The following is a 16833-nucleotide window of genomic DNA, read 5'->3' as shown; positions in this document are numbered from 1 at the left end:
AAAACGACAAATAAGCCCATCTTCAGGAAAAGAATGTATTTTTAGAGGTTCCCTTAAGATATTAGGAGATTAAAATGAAAAAAATTATCACTCTCGCCATTTTCTTGATGGCATTTACCAGCGCATCCGCAGCAATCAACAGCCCCAACGTGTTCGGCGCCAGCCTCACCGAAGGTTCCGTTATCTTCCAGGGTAAAAATGCTCCCGACTTTGGCGACTACAGCGCATCGTACACGCAGCTGGCCTTCGACGCCTTGATCGGATTCAATTCCCGCATCGGCCTCCATACAGGACTTGGCCTGATGCTGAACGTCGCAATATTTACCAACGGTGATGACGACACTGGCTACGGCACCCACAGCAGCGACGATGTCGATGACGACATGACCATCGGCATGGCCATCACGATTCCCGCCATGGCACGCTTCTACCTTTCCAACAGCTTCTTCATGGAAGCGGGCGCCACCTTCGATATCAACCTTTTCGAACAGTGGTACTCGGGTTACGCCGAAGAATGGGATAGCAACGACGAGCAGGAACTCCTGAACGTGGAACTCGGCGCTGGCCTCGGTTTTACTCTGGGCTTCGGTCTTGAATTCAACTTCAGGTACACCTACGGCGTGACCGATATGTACAAGCATGCCGAATGGTCCAATTCCCGCCTCAGCCTCGGCATCGGTTACTGGTTCAACTACAGGTAACCAAAACCGACAAGCGATTTTCGATCCGCTCACCCGAGCGGGTTCTTTTTTTTATTTAGAACAGCGTTTTCAGACCGAAGCCTATAATTCCGTCCAAGTAATTTTCGCCGTTTCGTAACGCATAGTAAAGATTTACGCTCCAGTTGCCGCGATATTGCGTAAAGGCGACACCGTAATCATGCTCACGTTTCCAGCCATGACCAGGCGCAAGCGCGCGATAAAGTCCCGGCTGATAGAAAGCCTCGATCGAGAGGTCATAACCATACTGCCACAGCAACGCCACTTCGGAATACCCATAGGAACGGCTACGCACAAAGCGCACGTCCATTCCCCTAAAGCTATCCATACCGCCAAGCGCAAAGTAATCCAGTCGGTCAAGAGTCGCATCGGTCGGGAAAATTCCACCGGCGGCACCGCTGAAGCGCGTCATCCAATTTCCGTAGAAGGGAATATAGTGAACAAGCTTCGCGCCCGCCCGCAAGAAATTGTCCAGCGAATCCGGGCGGGCCATATTCCAGACGACCGAGCCCTTAAAGCGCGTACCCGAGCGGGGCAGCACAAATCGGTCCAGCGAAACATAGGAGAGTTCTAGCGACGAAGTCTTGCGGTTATTGCCGACACCCAGGAAAATGCCCATGTTAAAATCGAAGCCGATGTCGCGCGAAACACCTAGTTCACCATAAGCCTCGCGCGTCGAAGAATCCTCGTCGAAGTAGCCTCGAGCGACAACATCCCAGGCGGTCCCCAGAATCCACGGTTCCTTATAGGAGCCTTCCAGGCGGCGTGCTTCGTCGGAGGTGAAACCTTGCAAGAAAAGGTCGCGCGCAGTCCCGCGGATATTGTAAAGCGAAACATTCACGTTGCCTTCCCACACGTCGGTCTCACTGGAATAAGTCAGAAGCGCATACGCCTCCGAAACGGCCGCCGCCTGCATCCGATAAACGGGAATAATGCGATTCCGGGTCGGATCACGGTACATCTGCACAGGCGCCACACGGTCGTAATAACCGATTCGGGCCAGTTTCATATCGGAGCGTTCCAGGTCCTGCTTTGACACCAAATTTCCGGTAACGATTCCCGTCTGCCTACGGAATACCTCGGGGCTGCTTCCCGACGAGTCCAGATTCTCTGGTTCCGCCCACACCCATGCCGAGCCGCGCTCCATCTGCAAATTCAGAACGCCAGCGCTATCGATACTTCCCGAAAGTTTCGCCGCCAGGAATCCGTGATTTTCGTAATAGCGCAAAAGCTGGTCCCGCGCGAGAGTCCAGTTTTCGCAGGGTTCCCCCACAACCGACGCCATTTGCGACTCGTCGTAAGGTTCATGCACCCCCGACCACCGCACTGCCGTAACGCGGCACCCTTCCGAAGCAGAAGATGCTACAACAACGAAAAACATTGTGACAACAAAAAGGAAGCACTTCACCTTACAGGAGCCATGCCCACAAAATAAATTCCGAACTCTGAATTCCGAATTCCGCATTAGAAGTACGCCCTCACCTCGGTGCTCAATTTCTGGAAGATATTCTCTTCGGCATCGCCAAAACGCAAAATATAAAGACAACCCATTGATAAAAAGTCATTGATATCTACTGACAGCGAAAATTCAAAACGGTAAGTTCTTCCGTCGTTGTACCCCGCCATCACCTGGTACGGAATAATGTCGCCATGGCTATCCACCTGCACCACCGAAAATTTCGCGTAGGAATTCACCTTTTTTTGCTTATGGTAACCAACGCGCAAAGCGCCTTCCCACAGATTCGCGTCAAATTTTCCCACTTCATAGCCGGAGCCGTCGGTGCCTTCGCCCGTACGGTAACGGCCCAGTGGCTGCACGAAAAACCCCTGCAAGAAATCGAAACGGTATCGCAGCGAGCAATCGTAAATATCCCACTCCCATTCCTGCATCGCCGAAAGCTCATTTTCCTGAACCAGGAGTTCACCACCGACAAAATGGTCCAGGTTGATTCGATACCCCGCATCGAACTGATGCGAATAAGATGTCTCGTAGTACGAAATCGAAGAAAGCTTCTTGTCAAACGACGCCCCCGGCTTATAGGCTAGTGACACCCCCGACGGATGTTGCCAATCGACAAGCCCCTCCACCGCCATACGCCCCGAAGTCATGCGATGCAACTGCGAACGATTCACCGGCGGAAAATAAATCTTGCGTCCTGTCGTATCGCTCCCCTCGCCCTCGTAAGAACCACCAAAAGTCACATCGCGCAAAAAGCCCTCTCGAATTCCCAAGGCAAGCCCCGGATTAAAACGCAATTCCATACCGAACTCCGCATCGGACGAAAGTACCGCTCCCACAGAATCGTTACGGCCCATCCCCTCGTAAACAAAGTCACCGTTGTCCACGCCCTCGATATAGCTCGCGGTCAAACTGTCGTAGCGCACATCGCCTGTTCCCGGAGCCACAGCCTTATACACCGCCGTGTAAATCTGTTCTTCGGTCAAGCCCAACTTGTACGAGACATTTCCCTGCACCCCCAGTTCCTCGGCACCAAAACGGGAATCCAGATTGGCAAGCCAACTGTTTTTTGACTCCGAAGAATCCGTCCGCACGCGTTCATACTGCAACAGGTGCGACAAGGTGAAATAGCGGTTGTTGTAATTCGCCTCTTGCACCCAGGTCGACGCCCACAGGGAATCCGCCCATTCGTCTCCGTAGGTATCGCCATGGCGCTTTGCCATGCGGCCCCCCACGCTTTCGCGGATTTCCCCTCGATCAAAGAAGATGCCGAAGCCGCTCGATGACTTTCCGTAAACCACCTCGTCCTGAATGCCTTCCTGATCGATTTTCGTAAAGCGCAAATCACCCGTTCCAAAGGGGCGAACCATTCCCTGCAAGTACTCCGCATTAGCCGTTCCCTGGTAACGCTCCATTTCGCGCTCCTGCAGGCTCGATACGCGAATCAGCGAGAGCTCCCCTAAAGCATACCGGTTGCGATGCTGAACTCCGAGTTCACCCCTCGACGAATTCCAGTCCTCGTCGGCATTGCGGCGGTACCCCCACTGCGCCAAACCGAACCAGTCACGCGCAAAGCGCGAACGCATCGCAAGTTCGTCATGCAGCAAATCGTCATCCAAGAACGAAGAATCCGCATACGCCAAGTCCCAGCGGTCGCGAAGTCCGTAAAGGTTCCAATCCAAATCCGTGCCGCGGAACTGCAAGATGTCAAAACCCTTCTGCACGCGGTTCCCGTAAACAGACATCGCCAAGGGGAAATGCAGCAAGTCACGCGTCGAGTCCGTTGTCACAAACCAGCGGAATGCGCGCCCCTCGGGCCCCCCCACCTGCGACGAGACAATGTTGGAGTCGCTCCGGTTTAACGCCAGTTCAAAGTCCGCATAGAACTGCTGGTTATGCTGCACGCGCACCCGCGCATTCATGCGTTCCGTTCGGTCGGGGCGATTGAGCGGCGGAAGCGTATCGTTACGGACAAATTCATCGCCACGATCCGCCTTGAGCATCGCATAATCCTCGTCGGTCCACACGCCGCGTTTCAGGCGGTCCACATCGTTTTCCAACTTAAATCCGGAAACATCCAGGTACAGGTTCGGGTGGCGGTAACTTGCTGCCGCACCGTACAGGGTGTAGATATTGTCATTCTCGTAGGCATCGTATTCCACGCGGATTTCGTCGTCAAAGCTCGGAACCACCGCCCCCTTGAAATCGAGCATACCGCCCGCATAATTCACCAAGTAATCACGCCCGCGCGTCAAGCGCACCCCGTTCAACCACACCGTTTCGGACTGAGGCACCACCGCGATAAAATTCCCGACTCCGTCGAGCGAATAGCCCAGCTGCTGACCGCTCACGCCATTAAAGGTAAACGTGTAGTGCTGAACCTCGTCGGTACCCACCACGCCACGCACCTGCGCAAAACCTCCGCCAAAATTTCCACGCACGCCCCCCATGGCCCCCAACGAAGCGCGTTCCACCCCCGTAAATCCCATCGAGGAATCCACCCAGGTCAGGTCTCCCAAGTGCAAAAAATAATGCGGAGATTCTACACGAAAATAAATTTGGTCCACTTCGCGGAGTGTCGCCGTCGTCTGGTCCCCCGCACGGCGACCCACATCCGAAAGGAGAGCGTCCACATAGACACTGTCGGTCAACTTTCCCGTAATCGAAAGCCGCAGTTCCTGATCCACCTGCGTCCCGCCATCGCCCACGGTCACCTGCACAGTCTTGTATCCGTGAGTCTCTATGGAATCATGCCGGGAAGCCGTATCCGAATTTTGAACAAACGAATTATTCCGGGCCAAAAGGGACGGGTCCCACACCGGCAGCGAATCGACATCCATGCCGAATGCGCATGCCGCAAACAAGAAAAGTCCCAACCAGAACTGCCGGGACATCGCAACTACCTGTCGCTAGGTTCGATAACAAACTGCCGCGTAGACAAGAGCTTTCGGCCCGCCACCAGATCGACGCTCCATTCGCCCGCCTTCAGCATGGCAGGGGCAATCGTCGTAAGGCACACATCCTGCGTCATATCGCAGGCAAGTTTCTGCACGGTATCGGCACCGTTAAACCAGATATGCATCAAGGTGTCATCCTTGAGCTGCAACGCCGAAGAAACCGTGGAATAATAATAGAGGCGCATTCCCTCTTCAAAGACGCTATCGACACCGAATGGCGAACCGTTCACGATATGGCTACAGACGACACTCTGCGCAAGCGACAGTTCAGCCTCGGCCGAATCGCGGATAGTCGCACGGCCCCAGTTGGCCACAAGGATCCAGTGAATCAAGAAACCCAAGAAAACGGCGATAACTAGAACCGTCGTCTTCCGCAAATTACGCAGCGGAGGGAGTTTCGACACCGGAGCCTCCAGAAAAGCCCTTAACGAACCAAGCGGCTAGTATTCTGCGTAAAGGCAGGCACCGCGTCGACCAGCTTTTCCACCAAAAGGCGGTTGAAGTCCTCGATACGGTTAGGCAGCCTGGAACCCGGGAAAATCTGCACCAGCAGGAGAGCCTGGTCCACCGGGGAAATATAGATGGAGCGGTTTTCTCCAGAATAGGAAACCGACTGGAAATTTTCACCGCCAAGCATCATGCCCACCTGGAGAGCCGAGTCGAACGAAGCCGTACTCAACACTGCGAGCGGAGTCGCATCAATTCCCAAGGAACCTACTTCTGCAATAATCGATCCATCACGATGGCAAAGGACAATATATTCAGCCTTCACGCTCGCCTGATAGGCAACCATCAAGCGCTGAACTTTTTCGGCATCATCAGAAAAAATGGTAAAATCGCTCATTATGCACCCTCGTTAAATTACTTCTTCTTAGGCACGTACGGACGCAGTTCAATTTCGTCATCAGCATCGGCTGCAGGTTTGGCGATATCGCGACCGAAGGTCGGCATACGGGGAACCGTAGTCGCGGCACGGGGTCGACCGAAGGGCGAAGACGTGGCACCTTTCTGGAACAGACCGGCGCCGGCAGTCGAAGGCTGGGCAGGTGCACCAGGGGCGGCCGGCTGAGGCGGCTTGGCTGCAAACGAGGGCATGCGGAAAGGCGATGCGGCTGCGGGAGCGGCAGCAGGCTGGGCCGGAGCGGCGGGCTGGGTCGCCTTAACCGAGACCCCTTCCTTGGTGAGGGAAACATCGTGAACACCGGTATTACCGACATTCGCGGCAGCCTGACGGAGGAAGCCCTGCTTCACGTTAAACTTTTCAATCACCAGCATGGCAATCGTCTTCAAAGTCGTTACGACACCCTTACCATTATGGGCAGTCGCCGGGAAGAACGGCACATTACGCGGGTTAAGTTCCGCATTCAGTTCATCAAGCGTAAACACATTGTCCATATCGCGCTTATTATACTGGAGCACGAAAGGCATATCGTCCAGGTCCATGCCATAGTCCTGCAGGTTCTGGCGCAGGTTCTGGAGGCTTTCCAGGTTTTCTGCCTGACGGGACCTCTGGGAGTCCGCCACAAAGACGATACCGTCTACACCGCGGAGCACCAACTTACGGGTACTGTTATAATAAACCTGACCGGGAACCGTATAGAGCTGGAAACGGGTCTTGAACCCCTTGATATCGCCCAAATTCAGGGGCAAAAAGTCGAAAAAGAGCGTACGGTCACCTTCAGTTGCCAGGGACACCATATCGGTACGCTTATCCTGGGGCATCTTCTGGTGGATCACCTGCAAATTGGTGGTCTTGCCACTAAGGCCCGGGCCATAGTAAACGACTTTACAACTAATTTCTCGAGTAGCAAAATTTATCGAAGACATTACACATCCTTGATATATCTAACTCAAATTTAATAAAAAAGTAATTTTGAGGCCACTTCAGCCTCTATTTTACCGTTCCAAATAGGATTATGCGACTCTTCGGGCCCTTTTAGGCCCTATCTACCACGTGAATCGTGCGCTGCGGGAATGGAATCGTGATATTTTCTTCGGCAAAACGCTTCTTGATCTCGGCGGTATACTTCCAGAGCAAGTTAAAATAGTCCTGCGTACGCGCCCAGGCGCGGAAGGTGACATTCACCGAACTGTCTTCCAGCGAAGATACAAAGAACTGCGGTTCAGGTTTCAGCATGAAAAGCGGCTCCCCCGCCACGACATCGCGCATGATGTCGAGCGCCTTTTCCGCGGAATCACCGTAGTCGATGCCCACCGTAATTTCAAGCCTGCGAAGCGGATTCTTGCTGAAGTTGACAATCGGTTGCCCCCATAGAGCCGAATTCGGCGCCGAGACGAACAGACCGTCCACCGTCTTGAAGGTAGTATTGAAAAGCCCGATTCCTACAATATTCCCCTTGATGCTGCCACACTCGATGTAGTCCCCCGCCTTGAACGGCCGCAGGAACAGCAGCAAAAGTCCAGACGCAATATTCGAGAGCGTATCCTTAAGCGCAAGGCCAATCGCCAAGCTCGCCGCACCCACCATGGCCACGAGCCCCGCCGTGTTGACACCCAGCACGTGCAGAAATAGCAACAAAGTCACAATGTAGATGCAATAGGAAAAAAGCGAGTAAATCAGCGGTTTGGCCGCCTTGTCGAAGCCCTTATTTTCGGCATGGTCGAGAGCCCGCCTTAAAACCACCAACAGCACCTTCGCTACCACCAAGATGACAAACGCAATCAAGAGACGCTGCAACATTGCGTGATCCATCAAGTGGTTCACCCAGCTACCAAAATAAACTTTCAAATTATCCATCAAGAAGAAAAATAGAAAAATTCGACCATTTAAACGAAAAACTCATCCTGGAACGACTGTGAGGAGTGATGGTATCCAGGTTGATAAATGAAAGGGCTGCTACTACGAGAATTTGATGCGCGGGTCTACGAGAGTGTAGAGGATATCGCTGAACAGGCGCCCAATCATCGCCATCAAGCTGCTGAGGAAGATGACTCCCATGACCACGTTATAGTCGCGGTTGACCATGGAGTTGTAATAAAGTAGCCCCATGCCATCGATATCGAAGACCTTCTCGATGAGGAGCGCGCCCGCAAACATCAAGCTGCAAATTTCGGAAAGGCGCGTGGCAATGGGAATCAGAGCGTTACGGAGCGCGTGGCGAACGAGCGCCTGGTTAAAGCTCATGCCCTTCGCAAGCGCGGTACGCATGTAGTCCTTGCCGAGTTCTTCGAGCGCCGAATTCTTCATCAAAAAAGTCAGGAACGCGAATTCGCTGATCATGTAGCAGAAAATCGGCAAAATCAAATGGTGTCCGAGGTCTACAATCTTTTCGAAGAAGGTAAAGTCTTCGAAATCATCGCTCGTGAGGCCGCCCAGCGGGAAAATGTCGAGGTACGAACCGCCCGCGAGGAATATAATCAGCAAGATACCGAGAGCGTAGCCCGGCATCACGTAGCCCGAGAAAATCACGCCCGAAGAAAGCGAATCAAGTTTGCTTCCGTGATGCACCGCCTTCCAGAGGCCCAGCGGAATACAGACAAGGTAACTCAGGAAGAACGAGGTGATTCCAAAGAACAGCGAAATCGGGAAACGGCTCGTAATCACGTCCCACACGGGGAGCCCATATGTGTAACTGGAGCCCAAGTCCAGGTGCAGAACGTTCCAGAGCCAAGTCAGGTAACGCTTCCAGGCGGGTTGGTCAAAACCGAAGTACGCCTGGATTTGCGCAATCTGGTCGGGTGAGAGTGCCTTGGAGGCATCTACCCCGCCCTTCATGGCCGCAGCCTGCTGCGCACGCGAAATCATTTCCTCCACAGGTCCACCCGGCAACAGCTGGATAAGGATAAAGCATACCAGCGAAATCCCGATGAGAGTCGGAATCATCAAAAGCAAGCGGCGGAGGATATAGGAGCGCATAGAAGTGGTTGGTGGTTAGTGGTTAGTAGTTAGTGATTGGTGGTTAGGATAGCATTAAGAACATTTCTGTTTACTTAGCCACCGTTTACAAACCACTTAAATCTTCCTGTTTACTAACCACTAATCACTGTTTACTTATCTCATCTTGCCGGAGCGGAGGACGTCCATCATGTTGAAGGGTTTGGCCGTTCCGTTTGCAATGTGGCATGCGAGGAAGTTCACGGCGTCTACGGTGCCTTCGGCGTAAATCTTGCGGCCGCAAACATTGTGCTGGAATTCAAAGTGAACCGTACCATCGGCGCTGTCGAGGCTGTAGGTGTGGAAGGCGTGACCGCCGAGGTATTCTTCGGGTACGTGCATACGTTCCATCTGTTCCTTCTCGTCGCGGACCTTTTCGATATCATCGACGGTGAAATCGAAGCCCATCTTCTGGAAGTCGCCCACCACGGCCTTCGCGGTACCGCTCGTATCAGCCTTGGTCTTCTGGTGGCTTTCGACCACGGAGAGCTTGTAGCCGCTGAATGCAGTCGGGAATTCCTTGGCCAAGAATTCAATCATCGTCTGGAAAGCGACAATCTGCTTTGCCATGTTCGGAGCAATCACGCTCGGGTGATTGGCATCGGAAACGAGCTTGGCGAGCGCTTCGCGGTCGCCGCCGGTGGTGCCCATCACGAACGGAATCTTGTGCTTTACGTAGAAAGCGGCGTTGTCGTTTACGGCCGTCGGGTGCGTGTAATCGATACAAATGACGTTCGGGTATTTTTCGAGAACTTCTGCAATGCGAGCTTCGCGATTGCTCGGCTTCAAAAGCTGGATGGTCTTGCCGGCAACTTCGGCTTCGTTTTCAACGATAATTTCACCCGTCAGAGAATACGGGACGAGTTCGAGGCCGCGAGCCACGCAGGTTTCGGCCACAATGCGGCCCATGTTGCCCGGAATACCATTTACCATCACTTGAACAGACATAAAATCTCCTAATTTTTTGATAATAAGATAGAAAAAGTCTCACCGACTATCATCCGCACCTCAATTTCAATCGGGCGAGTTCGCGACTATACGGCGAAACTTCTAATTATTTTAATATGCCATATCAATAGTTTCAGCTTACAAATCATTCATTTCGCATACAATATAGTCGGATTGTCCTTATGGATATCGAAGCGAGGAAGGTCGATGGAATTTTCCTCACAGAAACCCGACCAGAGTCCGTCCATTTTCTCGGTATGAAACGGCTTCTCAATCAAATGGAATCCGTTTTTCGTCTGGATTTCCAGAATGCCGTTTGCAGGCTGGAAAGGTTCGCATTTTTCAATCAGTTCGCAAATATTCTGCTTGTACGGAACATATTCCGCATCCACATCGACAACCCAGGTCTTATCTTTACCTGCACAGTTCGCACGCCCGGCAGCACTCGCCACCAAGTGATGCGGAGATGCATAAGTCTCGCCGGAACAGATTTCATCGGTGATGTGCTTGAAAATCGCCATCGAAACATCCTTGAAGTTACGCTTGTTCAGGCGGATATAGGCCCGCACATTGAATACATCGCAAATCGTCTTGATTTCTTTTTCCACTTCGTCAAAATGCTCCAACGACGAAATAAAGTAGTCTTTAATAGAGCGACTATGCATATTTCCGTGATACGCCGGATCAGGAACGCCTCCAATTTTTGGGTCGTCACTTTGCCTGCGGAGCAGTTGTACGTAATAACAGTCGCCAGGATTCTCGAATTTGAGCATCGAACGGATAATCTTGAAGTTATCAACCATTTTTACCTCCTATTGATTTGATGGCGGCACGAATTAAACTTTCTTTGGAGAGGACTCCCCCATTGATTTGCATTTTATGGCAAAAAGCGAGAGCATTTTCCACGCGAATATCATCCCATTTTTGCGAAACAAAATCATCCGCTTCGACAATGGCGACAGGGATTTCATTTTCAAGACACTCCGCAACAATAGGGCGATTCAAGATTTCTTCAAAGTCATCACGCGGATGGCCTTCAGCATCCAAAGTCGATTTGCAATCGGCACGAGCTAGGCGTTGCAACCGCCAAAACAATGGATGTTTTACCAGTTGCCAAATATCGTACTTGGAACGCATTACCTTTAAATCCAAAGCTTTCATGTGATTTCGAATGAGCCAAAGAACCTGTTCACGAATTTCACGGTCAAAACCCATTTTCGCAACACGCCCAAGCCAGCCAAAAGCAATGTTCGCCCCATCAATCTCATGCCCGTGCATATTCTTGCCATTGTTGCGTTCTAGTGCATTTTTCTTCCCCACATCATGAAGCAACGCCGCCAACACGTCAACCCAATCGTGTTCTTCGGCAACGACATTCTGAATCACGAGTTTCGTATGTTCCCAAACATCGCCTTCGCAATGGAAATTCTTATGTTCGCAACCGACCATGTAACAATCGATAAAGTCAAAGAATTCGTCCTTATGCAATTCGATTTCTGGAATAGGATTGCGTAAAGAGAGGATATCTTCTATATGGCAAGCATCTATCTGCATTTTTTTTCGGAGGCTTTCCCTATTTTAAATAGACAATTACTACAATGAATAGTAACGAATGTTATTTCGTCCTGCAGAGAAAAAAATCAAGATTATAAGATCCTATTTCTTGTCGGTGCCACACATCTGACTGCACAAGACAACGACATCTTCTACAGAAAGACCGGAATATTCGGCAATTTTCCCATAGGACAACAGATTGTCAAGAATCATCCGTTTGGCGATTTTACGATTTCGATCGGAAATACGTTCTTCAATCTTCGCATTGACATCGTCAGCGAATTCCTTGAAGAAGCCACGCCGCAGGGCGTTATGGTCCCAGACCTTGTGATACATATTCCGATAAGCCTCGAATTCCTTCTTTGATAAGTTAGACACTTTTGAACTTTCTGTCAACTGCTTGAACTTGCTTTCGTCCAGTTCCTCGGGCAAATCCTTAAGGCGATTCAGGTAGCGGAAGAAAAACAGCCACCTACCAAAAGCGCTGGAAGTCTTCTCGATGAAAAAGGGCACCTTCGAAAGCCTTCTTGAATGCCAAATCAACAAGCAAACCGCCTACAAGCTAAAAAAGGCGAGGCTTTAAAGGTTAAATCACTAAATTTTATTTTCACTTACGCTTCAACTTAGCCAAGCTTTCAAAGGGGAGCAAATCCCCGCCGTTTGTGTCGTTGCGGTGGTCGTTGTATATGTTTCTGCAGTTGGCACAAATGCAGTGGAAATTCTGACGAACATTTTTTACCGGGCGCTTGCTCGGGAAAAAATAATAGATGTTCTGGACACCACCGTAATTTAGGAAGGCCAAATCAAAAACCTTTTCATAATCATAGCCGCAGATTTCACACGCAGCACCCCTTTTCTTCACAAGATCCAGTTGAAGAGGCACTACCATGCTGTAATGATATGTTTTAGGGACACTTTCTGTATTTGTTTCACACAAATTAGAAGCAAAATTCTTTTTCGCAGAGACACTAAAAGTGTTATAGAGAAAATCGACCCACAGCCATTCCAATTTCGTCCCAAGAGAGTCGTTCAGCACCATCCCCGAATGGCCTTCTTTCCATACATATCGAGGAAGCGCCTTTTCGAGGTCACGGATGCTGAGATGCGTGCCCCGCTCCGTATCCACCAAGAAATCAGGCTGTATATTCACATAATAAGTCATACGCCCTTTTCCGGACCAGTCTTCGTCATGATAGGGGTCGGACACAATCCTTCCGCTCATGACCACACCAGTTTTCCCCTTACCGACACGAAGCATAAAGAAACGGTCCCCGCAGTGAACCTTTTCGTGTTCCCACACGCTCCAGTTCAGCATGTAGTTTTGCGTATTTCGGGCTTCTTCTATGGCATTTTTGAAACGATCCATGCCGTAGCTGGAAATTTCTGGATTCCATCTCAAGATGACGACGCTCATAGGGACCTCCTGTGATTTTTGGACCTACATTAATAAATATACATTAATTCAAATGTCAGAAAATGACATTTTTACAGTAATTCCATCAAATCGTAAAAGTAATAGACATTGCCACGTTTCTTGTCATCTGCAAACACCATATTATTTTCGATGAGTTTGTCAAGCATCCGGTTGACGGTAGTGTTGGATAGACCTGTCTCACGTTCAATGGAGCGACTATTTTGAATCGGACTTTTGAAAAAACAAGAAAACACTTGTTTCAACAACCGCGAAGATGATATGTCGGAGAGTTTTTTCAAGCTAGTCACATATAATTCTTCAATTTTCCGGACATTCCCTTCGTACTTAAGACATTGCCTATCCACAATACCCAAGAAAAATTTAATCCATTCGTTCCAAGCATTGTTCGTCCGCACATCGTTCAACATCTTGTAATAACGGAACTTTTCTTTTTCAATCGCCTCGCTCAAAAACAGCCAAGGCATTTCTATTTCACGTTCCTTGAAAAGGAATAGCGGGATAAGCATACGCCCCAACCGGCCATTTCCATCGGCAAAAGGGTGTATCGTTTCGAACTGTTCATGTATGACGGCCGCATTCACCAGATTCCGCTCGCCCGATTCCGGCTTATTCATAAACGAAATCAAGTTGTCCATGAGGGGTTTCACATATTTGGCTTCAGGCGGAACAAAGGTGATTTCCTTGGATTTCTCGTTCTGGATAAAGTTCTGCTCAGTTCGATAACAGCCTATCTGTTCAGTAGTCCTGTGAATGTTGCCTTCCAAAAGAATCCTGTGCATTTCCAAAAGCATTTCTTCTGTAAACGTCCCTGATCGCATCAAGTAGTCACGACCGTATCGCGTGGCAGCAGAATAGTTCCGAACTTCGTTGGTTTCCTTGTCGGAATCATCTTCCAGGGCGACCTTTTCAAGGGAACTTTCCAACGACGTGCGAGTACCCTCCATGCGACTCGAATGCATACTTTCTTTTATATACATCGATGTCATGCACGACTCTCGCGCAATAGATCTTTGGAGTACCGCTGAATACACCTTTAAGCGAGAAACGGAATCCACCAGTTCGTCTATAAACGCCGTTTTATCAATACATTCAAAAGCGGCTTCAATATTTTCTGCCTTAAATGGTTCTTGCATCTTAGAAACAAATTTAGTCAAAAATGTTTACTAAGAACAAGTGAACAAAATTTCACTTTTCACCGAGATCATACAATCACTTAGTAGTCGTTATCCTGTTTGGCGACTTCCAAAAGACTGGTATCTGTTCTAGCAACATTGATGTATAATGCAGTACCAATGAATCCACGCAAGCCGGCTTTAGGTGCATCTGTTTGAATACATCGTATAGGGCGTGGACTCGGATCGTGTCACGAAAAAATTCCATGGCAGCTTGGTTTGATTCATTCTCTGAGGCGCTGAGTTCATAATGAGTTCTTTTGCTAAGAACAAATATGCTGCACGATGTTTCATATCGATTGTCAAGGTACATTTCTAGGATTTTGTCATCAGAAGCACTACTATCAGCAAAAGATAAATCACTTTTAACTTTGAGATTTATCCCCATGACATAACGATTATTTGCATTTTTGGGAACCGCATATAGATCCAGGCGGTCTTCATCAAAATGATACTGACTTATTCTATATACAGAGATAAATTTCAAATTGTTATCGGTACGGAATACTCGAATGTTAGGAACAGTCTTATTTTCCCCGGAACAACCGTCCGAACCAAATCCACCTCTACCAAAATATCCTACTACTAACTTGTAGTACTGCAAATCTTCTTGGTGTTTTACCCAAACGTCATAGAAACAATCAGGCGGTCTTAAAAATTGGAAATACGGATTTACATTGACAAAGAGGATTGCGTCCAGGCCGTTTTCACTAAATTTTTCCGCATACTCGGAATGGATGTATTCCGGGAAGGCGTTTTTCCAAACGACAATCCCGGAAAGGAAGTACAACAAGACGATAGCGTCAAGGAATGTAACAATCCATCTCATTCAAGGTTCCTTCGCGAATTTTGCGTATAAACGCACTCTTCGCCATTTCTATAAAAATAGGATTTACCGTGGGGGTCATTGGGAAAAAATAGAAACCATTCACATGATTCACAAAGTTTTTCCATCCACCATAGGAATTTACAAAATGACCGAAACGGCCGTAGCAGTTTTGGTTGTAATATTTGTCCATTGCGTCATGATACGACAATCCATTATTAACAAGAGTCGATATGTTCCTAGCGTCTATATCAGCATAGAAGTCTTCTTGCCCAAAGGTATTTTTGAACAATGGTTTTGAATTTCCAAGGCTGTGGTTCGCCAATATGCGCAAACTATCTATTCCCAATCCATCAGCTCGGTGTAAAGAATCCAATTGCTTTGCAAACGTGAACATATCACCCGCCCAGCCAGCCCAATCCGCAGGGATATTGCGACGGTAGGTGTCGTTGTCCAAGTACTTGCTCAACGAAGCGTTAAAATGCGGCACATCAAGACCGATGTTTGCGCCCGGAATTAAAACGCCCTTGAACAAAATGTCGCCATCCTTGGCGAATTTGAGGGGGTAATCAGGATATCTTAATCTTATCAGGGCGGCCAACTTAGGATTTGCGAAGCCCGAGGTTAGGCTCCACTCAAGACCATTGTAGCCGCCGTAATCCCTTAAAACTCTTGATAATTCAAGTGCGCGTTCGCGGTTCATATAGTTGCGCCATTGCGGGAGAAACACCAAACCGTCCATGTTCTTTATGGACTCAAGTAGCTGGCCAAAAGTCAGCTTGGGCTTGGGTGCAGGCCGAAACACCGGGACCTGTGACGCCCCCGAACCAGAGAGAATGTCATACGCAGATACTCTGGGGCGAGTAGTCCTCGTTGAACTTGCAGGGGCAGTTGTCCACTGAGGAACAATAGCCGGAAGAGATTTGCGGGGCTGATTATTTGCGTATAGGTATAAAGAATTTGGCATAAGCCATTCCTCTGCCCTCGGAGTTGCAAAGGGCGGTTAAAGTTTGGCCGAAGGCAAAGGAATTTGGTATCTTTGAGCTGCTGTTGAGTTCTCAAACTCTTCACCAAAGGACTTCTGGCCGCTAACCCAGAGGTCCTTCCCTATTTCGGTCAGGAGCACTCCTATCCCGCATTAAATATACATTATTTTTGTGTTAAAATTAAAAATTTTTCAAAATTACAAACATTTTTCACTAATTTTGTTTATTAAAAAAAACAACTAAAAGTTAATAAAACGAGATTCCATTTTTGGCCGTTCCATTCCAAGCCATTTGCACTTGCGGTGAGATTCGAACCGTTGAACAGCATATAGACCAAGCAATCGTTCTTGAATTCTTCGGAAAGTTCTGCATTTGGTTGAAGGAATTGGTCTCGATCATTAAGCCAAGTTGGCGCAACAACTTTTTCAGCAGCAAACAATACGGCACACTGCCACAGATTTTGTTCATTTACAAAAATGCCGTGACCTCGTGAAGCCCCCGATGACAACACACACACATATTTGGTGTTCTGAAAACCATTTGTTCCGGTGCACATAAAGCCCACAGCACCATCGCTCCATTTCGTTCCTCGTTGGTCTTTACGATCTCCTGAAGGGGGTGTTATGGCACTTGTCAATGGGACACATTTTTCTTTATTTGATTTAGGTCGAACAATCCAATCTGCTAAGCACTGTTCGCTTCGCGTATTGTAGAATTTCTTTTCCCCTACTGGAACAGCCGTTTTGTCCAAAACTTCGCAACTAATTTCTAGAGGGAAATCAGTCTTTTTAGTCTGCAATTTCCAGACAAGAAATCATAAAAGGAGGAAAAAAGGGACCCACCCGCACAGCGGGTGGTTCTTCATATACGGGCCCTGCCCTA

At 49.1% G+C, this 16833-nt stretch carries 16 protein-coding genes and 1 pseudogene; 1 reads left to right on the top strand and 16 read right to left on the bottom strand.

Annotated features, from left to right (window positions below; all coding sequences use genetic code 11):
- Positions 1–74: 74 nt before the first annotated feature.
- The gene (locus Q0P86_RS14695) at positions 75–701 is read left to right on the top strand and encodes an outer membrane beta-barrel protein (RefSeq protein ID WP_294115546.1); all 627 of its coding nucleotides are present in this window, start codon (positions 75–77) and stop codon (positions 699–701) included.
- 55 nt (positions 702–756) lie between these two features.
- On the opposite strand, the gene Q0P86_RS14690 is transcribed toward Q0P86_RS14695, so the two are convergent.
- The 16 genes and pseudogenes from Q0P86_RS14690 to Q0P86_RS14615 form a co-directional block, all read right to left on the bottom strand.
- The gene (locus Q0P86_RS14690; protein ID WP_294115544.1) at positions 757–2100 is read right to left on the bottom strand and encodes a BamA/TamA family outer membrane protein; all 1344 of its coding nucleotides are present in this window, start codon (positions 2098–2100) and stop codon (positions 757–759) included.
- A gap of 83 nt (positions 2101–2183) precedes the next feature.
- On the bottom strand, positions 2184–5072 hold the full coding sequence (locus tag Q0P86_RS14685) for a hypothetical protein (protein WP_295040482.1): 2889 nt from the start codon (positions 5070–5072) through the stop codon (positions 2184–2186).
- A gap of 5 nt (positions 5073–5077) precedes the next feature.
- The gene (locus tag Q0P86_RS14680; RefSeq protein WP_294986154.1) at positions 5078–5539 is read right to left on the bottom strand and encodes a hypothetical protein; all 462 of its coding nucleotides are present in this window, start codon (positions 5537–5539) and stop codon (positions 5078–5080) included.
- Between the two features lie 20 nt (positions 5540–5559).
- A complete protein-coding gene (locus Q0P86_RS14675) occupies positions 5560–5979 on the bottom strand; it encodes a roadblock/LC7 domain-containing protein (protein ID WP_290994675.1) in 420 nt (139 codons plus the stop codon).
- A 395-nt stretch (positions 5980–6374) separates the two neighbouring features.
- A pseudogene (locus Q0P86_RS16960) lies at positions 6375–6962 on the bottom strand (ATP/GTP-binding protein); the annotation flags it as partial.
- 109 nt (positions 6963–7071) lie between these two features.
- On the bottom strand, positions 7072–7893 hold the full coding sequence (locus Q0P86_RS14665; protein WP_295040479.1) for a mechanosensitive ion channel family protein: 822 nt from the start codon (positions 7891–7893) through the stop codon (positions 7072–7074).
- 102 nt (positions 7894–7995) lie between these two features.
- Positions 7996–9012 carry an ABC transporter permease subunit gene (locus Q0P86_RS14660; RefSeq protein WP_290994667.1) on the bottom strand — a complete coding sequence of 339 codons (1017 nt, stop codon included), beginning with the start codon at positions 9010–9012 and terminating at the stop codon, positions 7996–7998.
- 135 nt (positions 9013–9147) lie between these two features.
- The gene (gene dapB / locus Q0P86_RS14655) at positions 9148–9978 is read right to left on the bottom strand and encodes a dihydrodipicolinate reductase (protein ID WP_290994665.1); all 831 of its coding nucleotides are present in this window, start codon (positions 9976–9978) and stop codon (positions 9148–9150) included.
- A gap of 149 nt (positions 9979–10127) precedes the next feature.
- Positions 10128–10781, bottom strand: a complete 654-nt coding sequence (locus Q0P86_RS14650; RefSeq protein WP_295040477.1) for a hypothetical protein — start codon at positions 10779–10781, stop codon at positions 10128–10130.
- On the bottom strand, positions 10774–11532 hold the full coding sequence (locus tag Q0P86_RS14645) for an HD domain-containing protein (RefSeq protein WP_291022331.1): 759 nt from the start codon (positions 11530–11532) through the stop codon (positions 10774–10776). Before Q0P86_RS14645 ends, Q0P86_RS14650 begins: the two co-directional genes overlap by 8 nt.
- Positions 11533–11634: 102 nt before the next feature.
- The gene (locus tag Q0P86_RS14640; protein ID WP_294115537.1) at positions 11635–12045 is read right to left on the bottom strand and encodes a hypothetical protein; all 411 of its coding nucleotides are present in this window, start codon (positions 12043–12045) and stop codon (positions 11635–11637) included.
- Positions 12046–12139: 94 nt separating this feature from the next.
- The gene (locus Q0P86_RS14635; protein ID WP_295040474.1) at positions 12140–12946 is read right to left on the bottom strand and encodes a hypothetical protein; all 807 of its coding nucleotides are present in this window, start codon (positions 12944–12946) and stop codon (positions 12140–12142) included.
- 71 nt (positions 12947–13017) lie between these two features.
- Complete coding sequence (locus Q0P86_RS14630; RefSeq protein WP_295040473.1) at positions 13018–14100, bottom strand: Fic family protein; 1083 nt, start codon at positions 14098–14100, stop codon at positions 13018–13020.
- Between the two features lie 76 nt (positions 14101–14176).
- The gene (locus Q0P86_RS14625) at positions 14177–14968 is read right to left on the bottom strand and encodes a hypothetical protein (RefSeq protein WP_295040472.1); all 792 of its coding nucleotides are present in this window, start codon (positions 14966–14968) and stop codon (positions 14177–14179) included.
- Positions 14943–15932 carry a hypothetical protein gene (locus tag Q0P86_RS14620; protein ID WP_295040470.1) on the bottom strand — a complete coding sequence of 330 codons (990 nt, stop codon included), beginning with the start codon at positions 15930–15932 and terminating at the stop codon, positions 14943–14945. The genes Q0P86_RS14625 and Q0P86_RS14620 overlap by 26 nt, the downstream gene beginning before the upstream one ends.
- Positions 15933–16177: 245 nt before the next feature.
- Positions 16178–16750, bottom strand: a complete 573-nt coding sequence (locus Q0P86_RS14615) for a hypothetical protein (protein WP_295040468.1) — start codon at positions 16748–16750, stop codon at positions 16178–16180.
- Positions 16751–16833: the final 83 nt, after the last annotated feature.

Source organism: uncultured Fibrobacter sp., from assembly GCF_946062555.1.
Lineage (GTDB): Bacteria > Fibrobacterota > Fibrobacteria > Fibrobacterales > Fibrobacteraceae > Fibrobacter.
This window is presented reverse-complemented; position numbering and strand designations above follow the sequence as displayed.

Excerpts from the sequence above, each read along its gene's own strand:
- Q0P86_RS14645 (WP_291022331.1), bottom strand. The coding sequence starts at position 11,532 with ATGCAGATAGATGCTTGCCATATAGAAGATATCCTCTCTTTACGCAAT.
- Q0P86_RS14635 (WP_295040474.1), bottom strand. The coding sequence starts at position 12,946 with ATGAGCGTCGTCATCTTGAGATGGAATCCAGAAATTTCCAGCTACGGC.
- Q0P86_RS14620 (WP_295040470.1), bottom strand. The coding sequence starts at position 15,932 with ATGCCAAATTCTTTATACCTATACGCAAATAATCAGCCCCGCAAATCT.
- dapB (WP_290994665.1), bottom strand. The coding sequence starts at position 9,978 with ATGTCTGTTCAAGTGATGGTAAATGGTATTCCGGGCAACATGGGCCGC.
- Q0P86_RS14650 (WP_295040477.1), bottom strand. The coding sequence starts at position 10,781 with ATGGTTGATAACTTCAAGATTATCCGTTCGATGCTCAAATTCGAGAAT.
- Q0P86_RS14675 (WP_290994675.1), bottom strand. The coding sequence starts at position 5,979 with ATGAGCGATTTTACCATTTTTTCTGATGATGCCGAAAAAGTTCAGCGC.
- Q0P86_RS14625 (WP_295040472.1), bottom strand. The coding sequence starts at position 14,968 with ATGAGATGGATTGTTACATTCCTTGACGCTATCGTCTTGTTGTACTTC.
- Q0P86_RS14665 (WP_295040479.1), bottom strand. The coding sequence starts at position 7,893 with ATGGATAATTTGAAAGTTTATTTTGGTAGCTGGGTGAACCACTTGATG.
- Q0P86_RS14660 (WP_290994667.1), bottom strand. The coding sequence starts at position 9,012 with ATGCGCTCCTATATCCTCCGCCGCTTGCTTTTGATGATTCCGACTCTC.
- Q0P86_RS14695 (WP_294115546.1), top strand. The coding sequence starts at position 75 with ATGAAAAAAATTATCACTCTCGCCATTTTCTTGATGGCATTTACCAGC.
- Q0P86_RS14685 (WP_295040482.1), bottom strand. The coding sequence starts at position 5,072 with ATGTCCCGGCAGTTCTGGTTGGGACTTTTCTTGTTTGCGGCATGCGCA.
- Q0P86_RS14630 (WP_295040473.1), bottom strand. The coding sequence starts at position 14,100 with ATGCAAGAACCATTTAAGGCAGAAAATATTGAAGCCGCTTTTGAATGT.
- Q0P86_RS14690 (WP_294115544.1), bottom strand. The coding sequence starts at position 2,100 with ATGTTTTTCGTTGTTGTAGCATCTTCTGCTTCGGAAGGGTGCCGCGTT.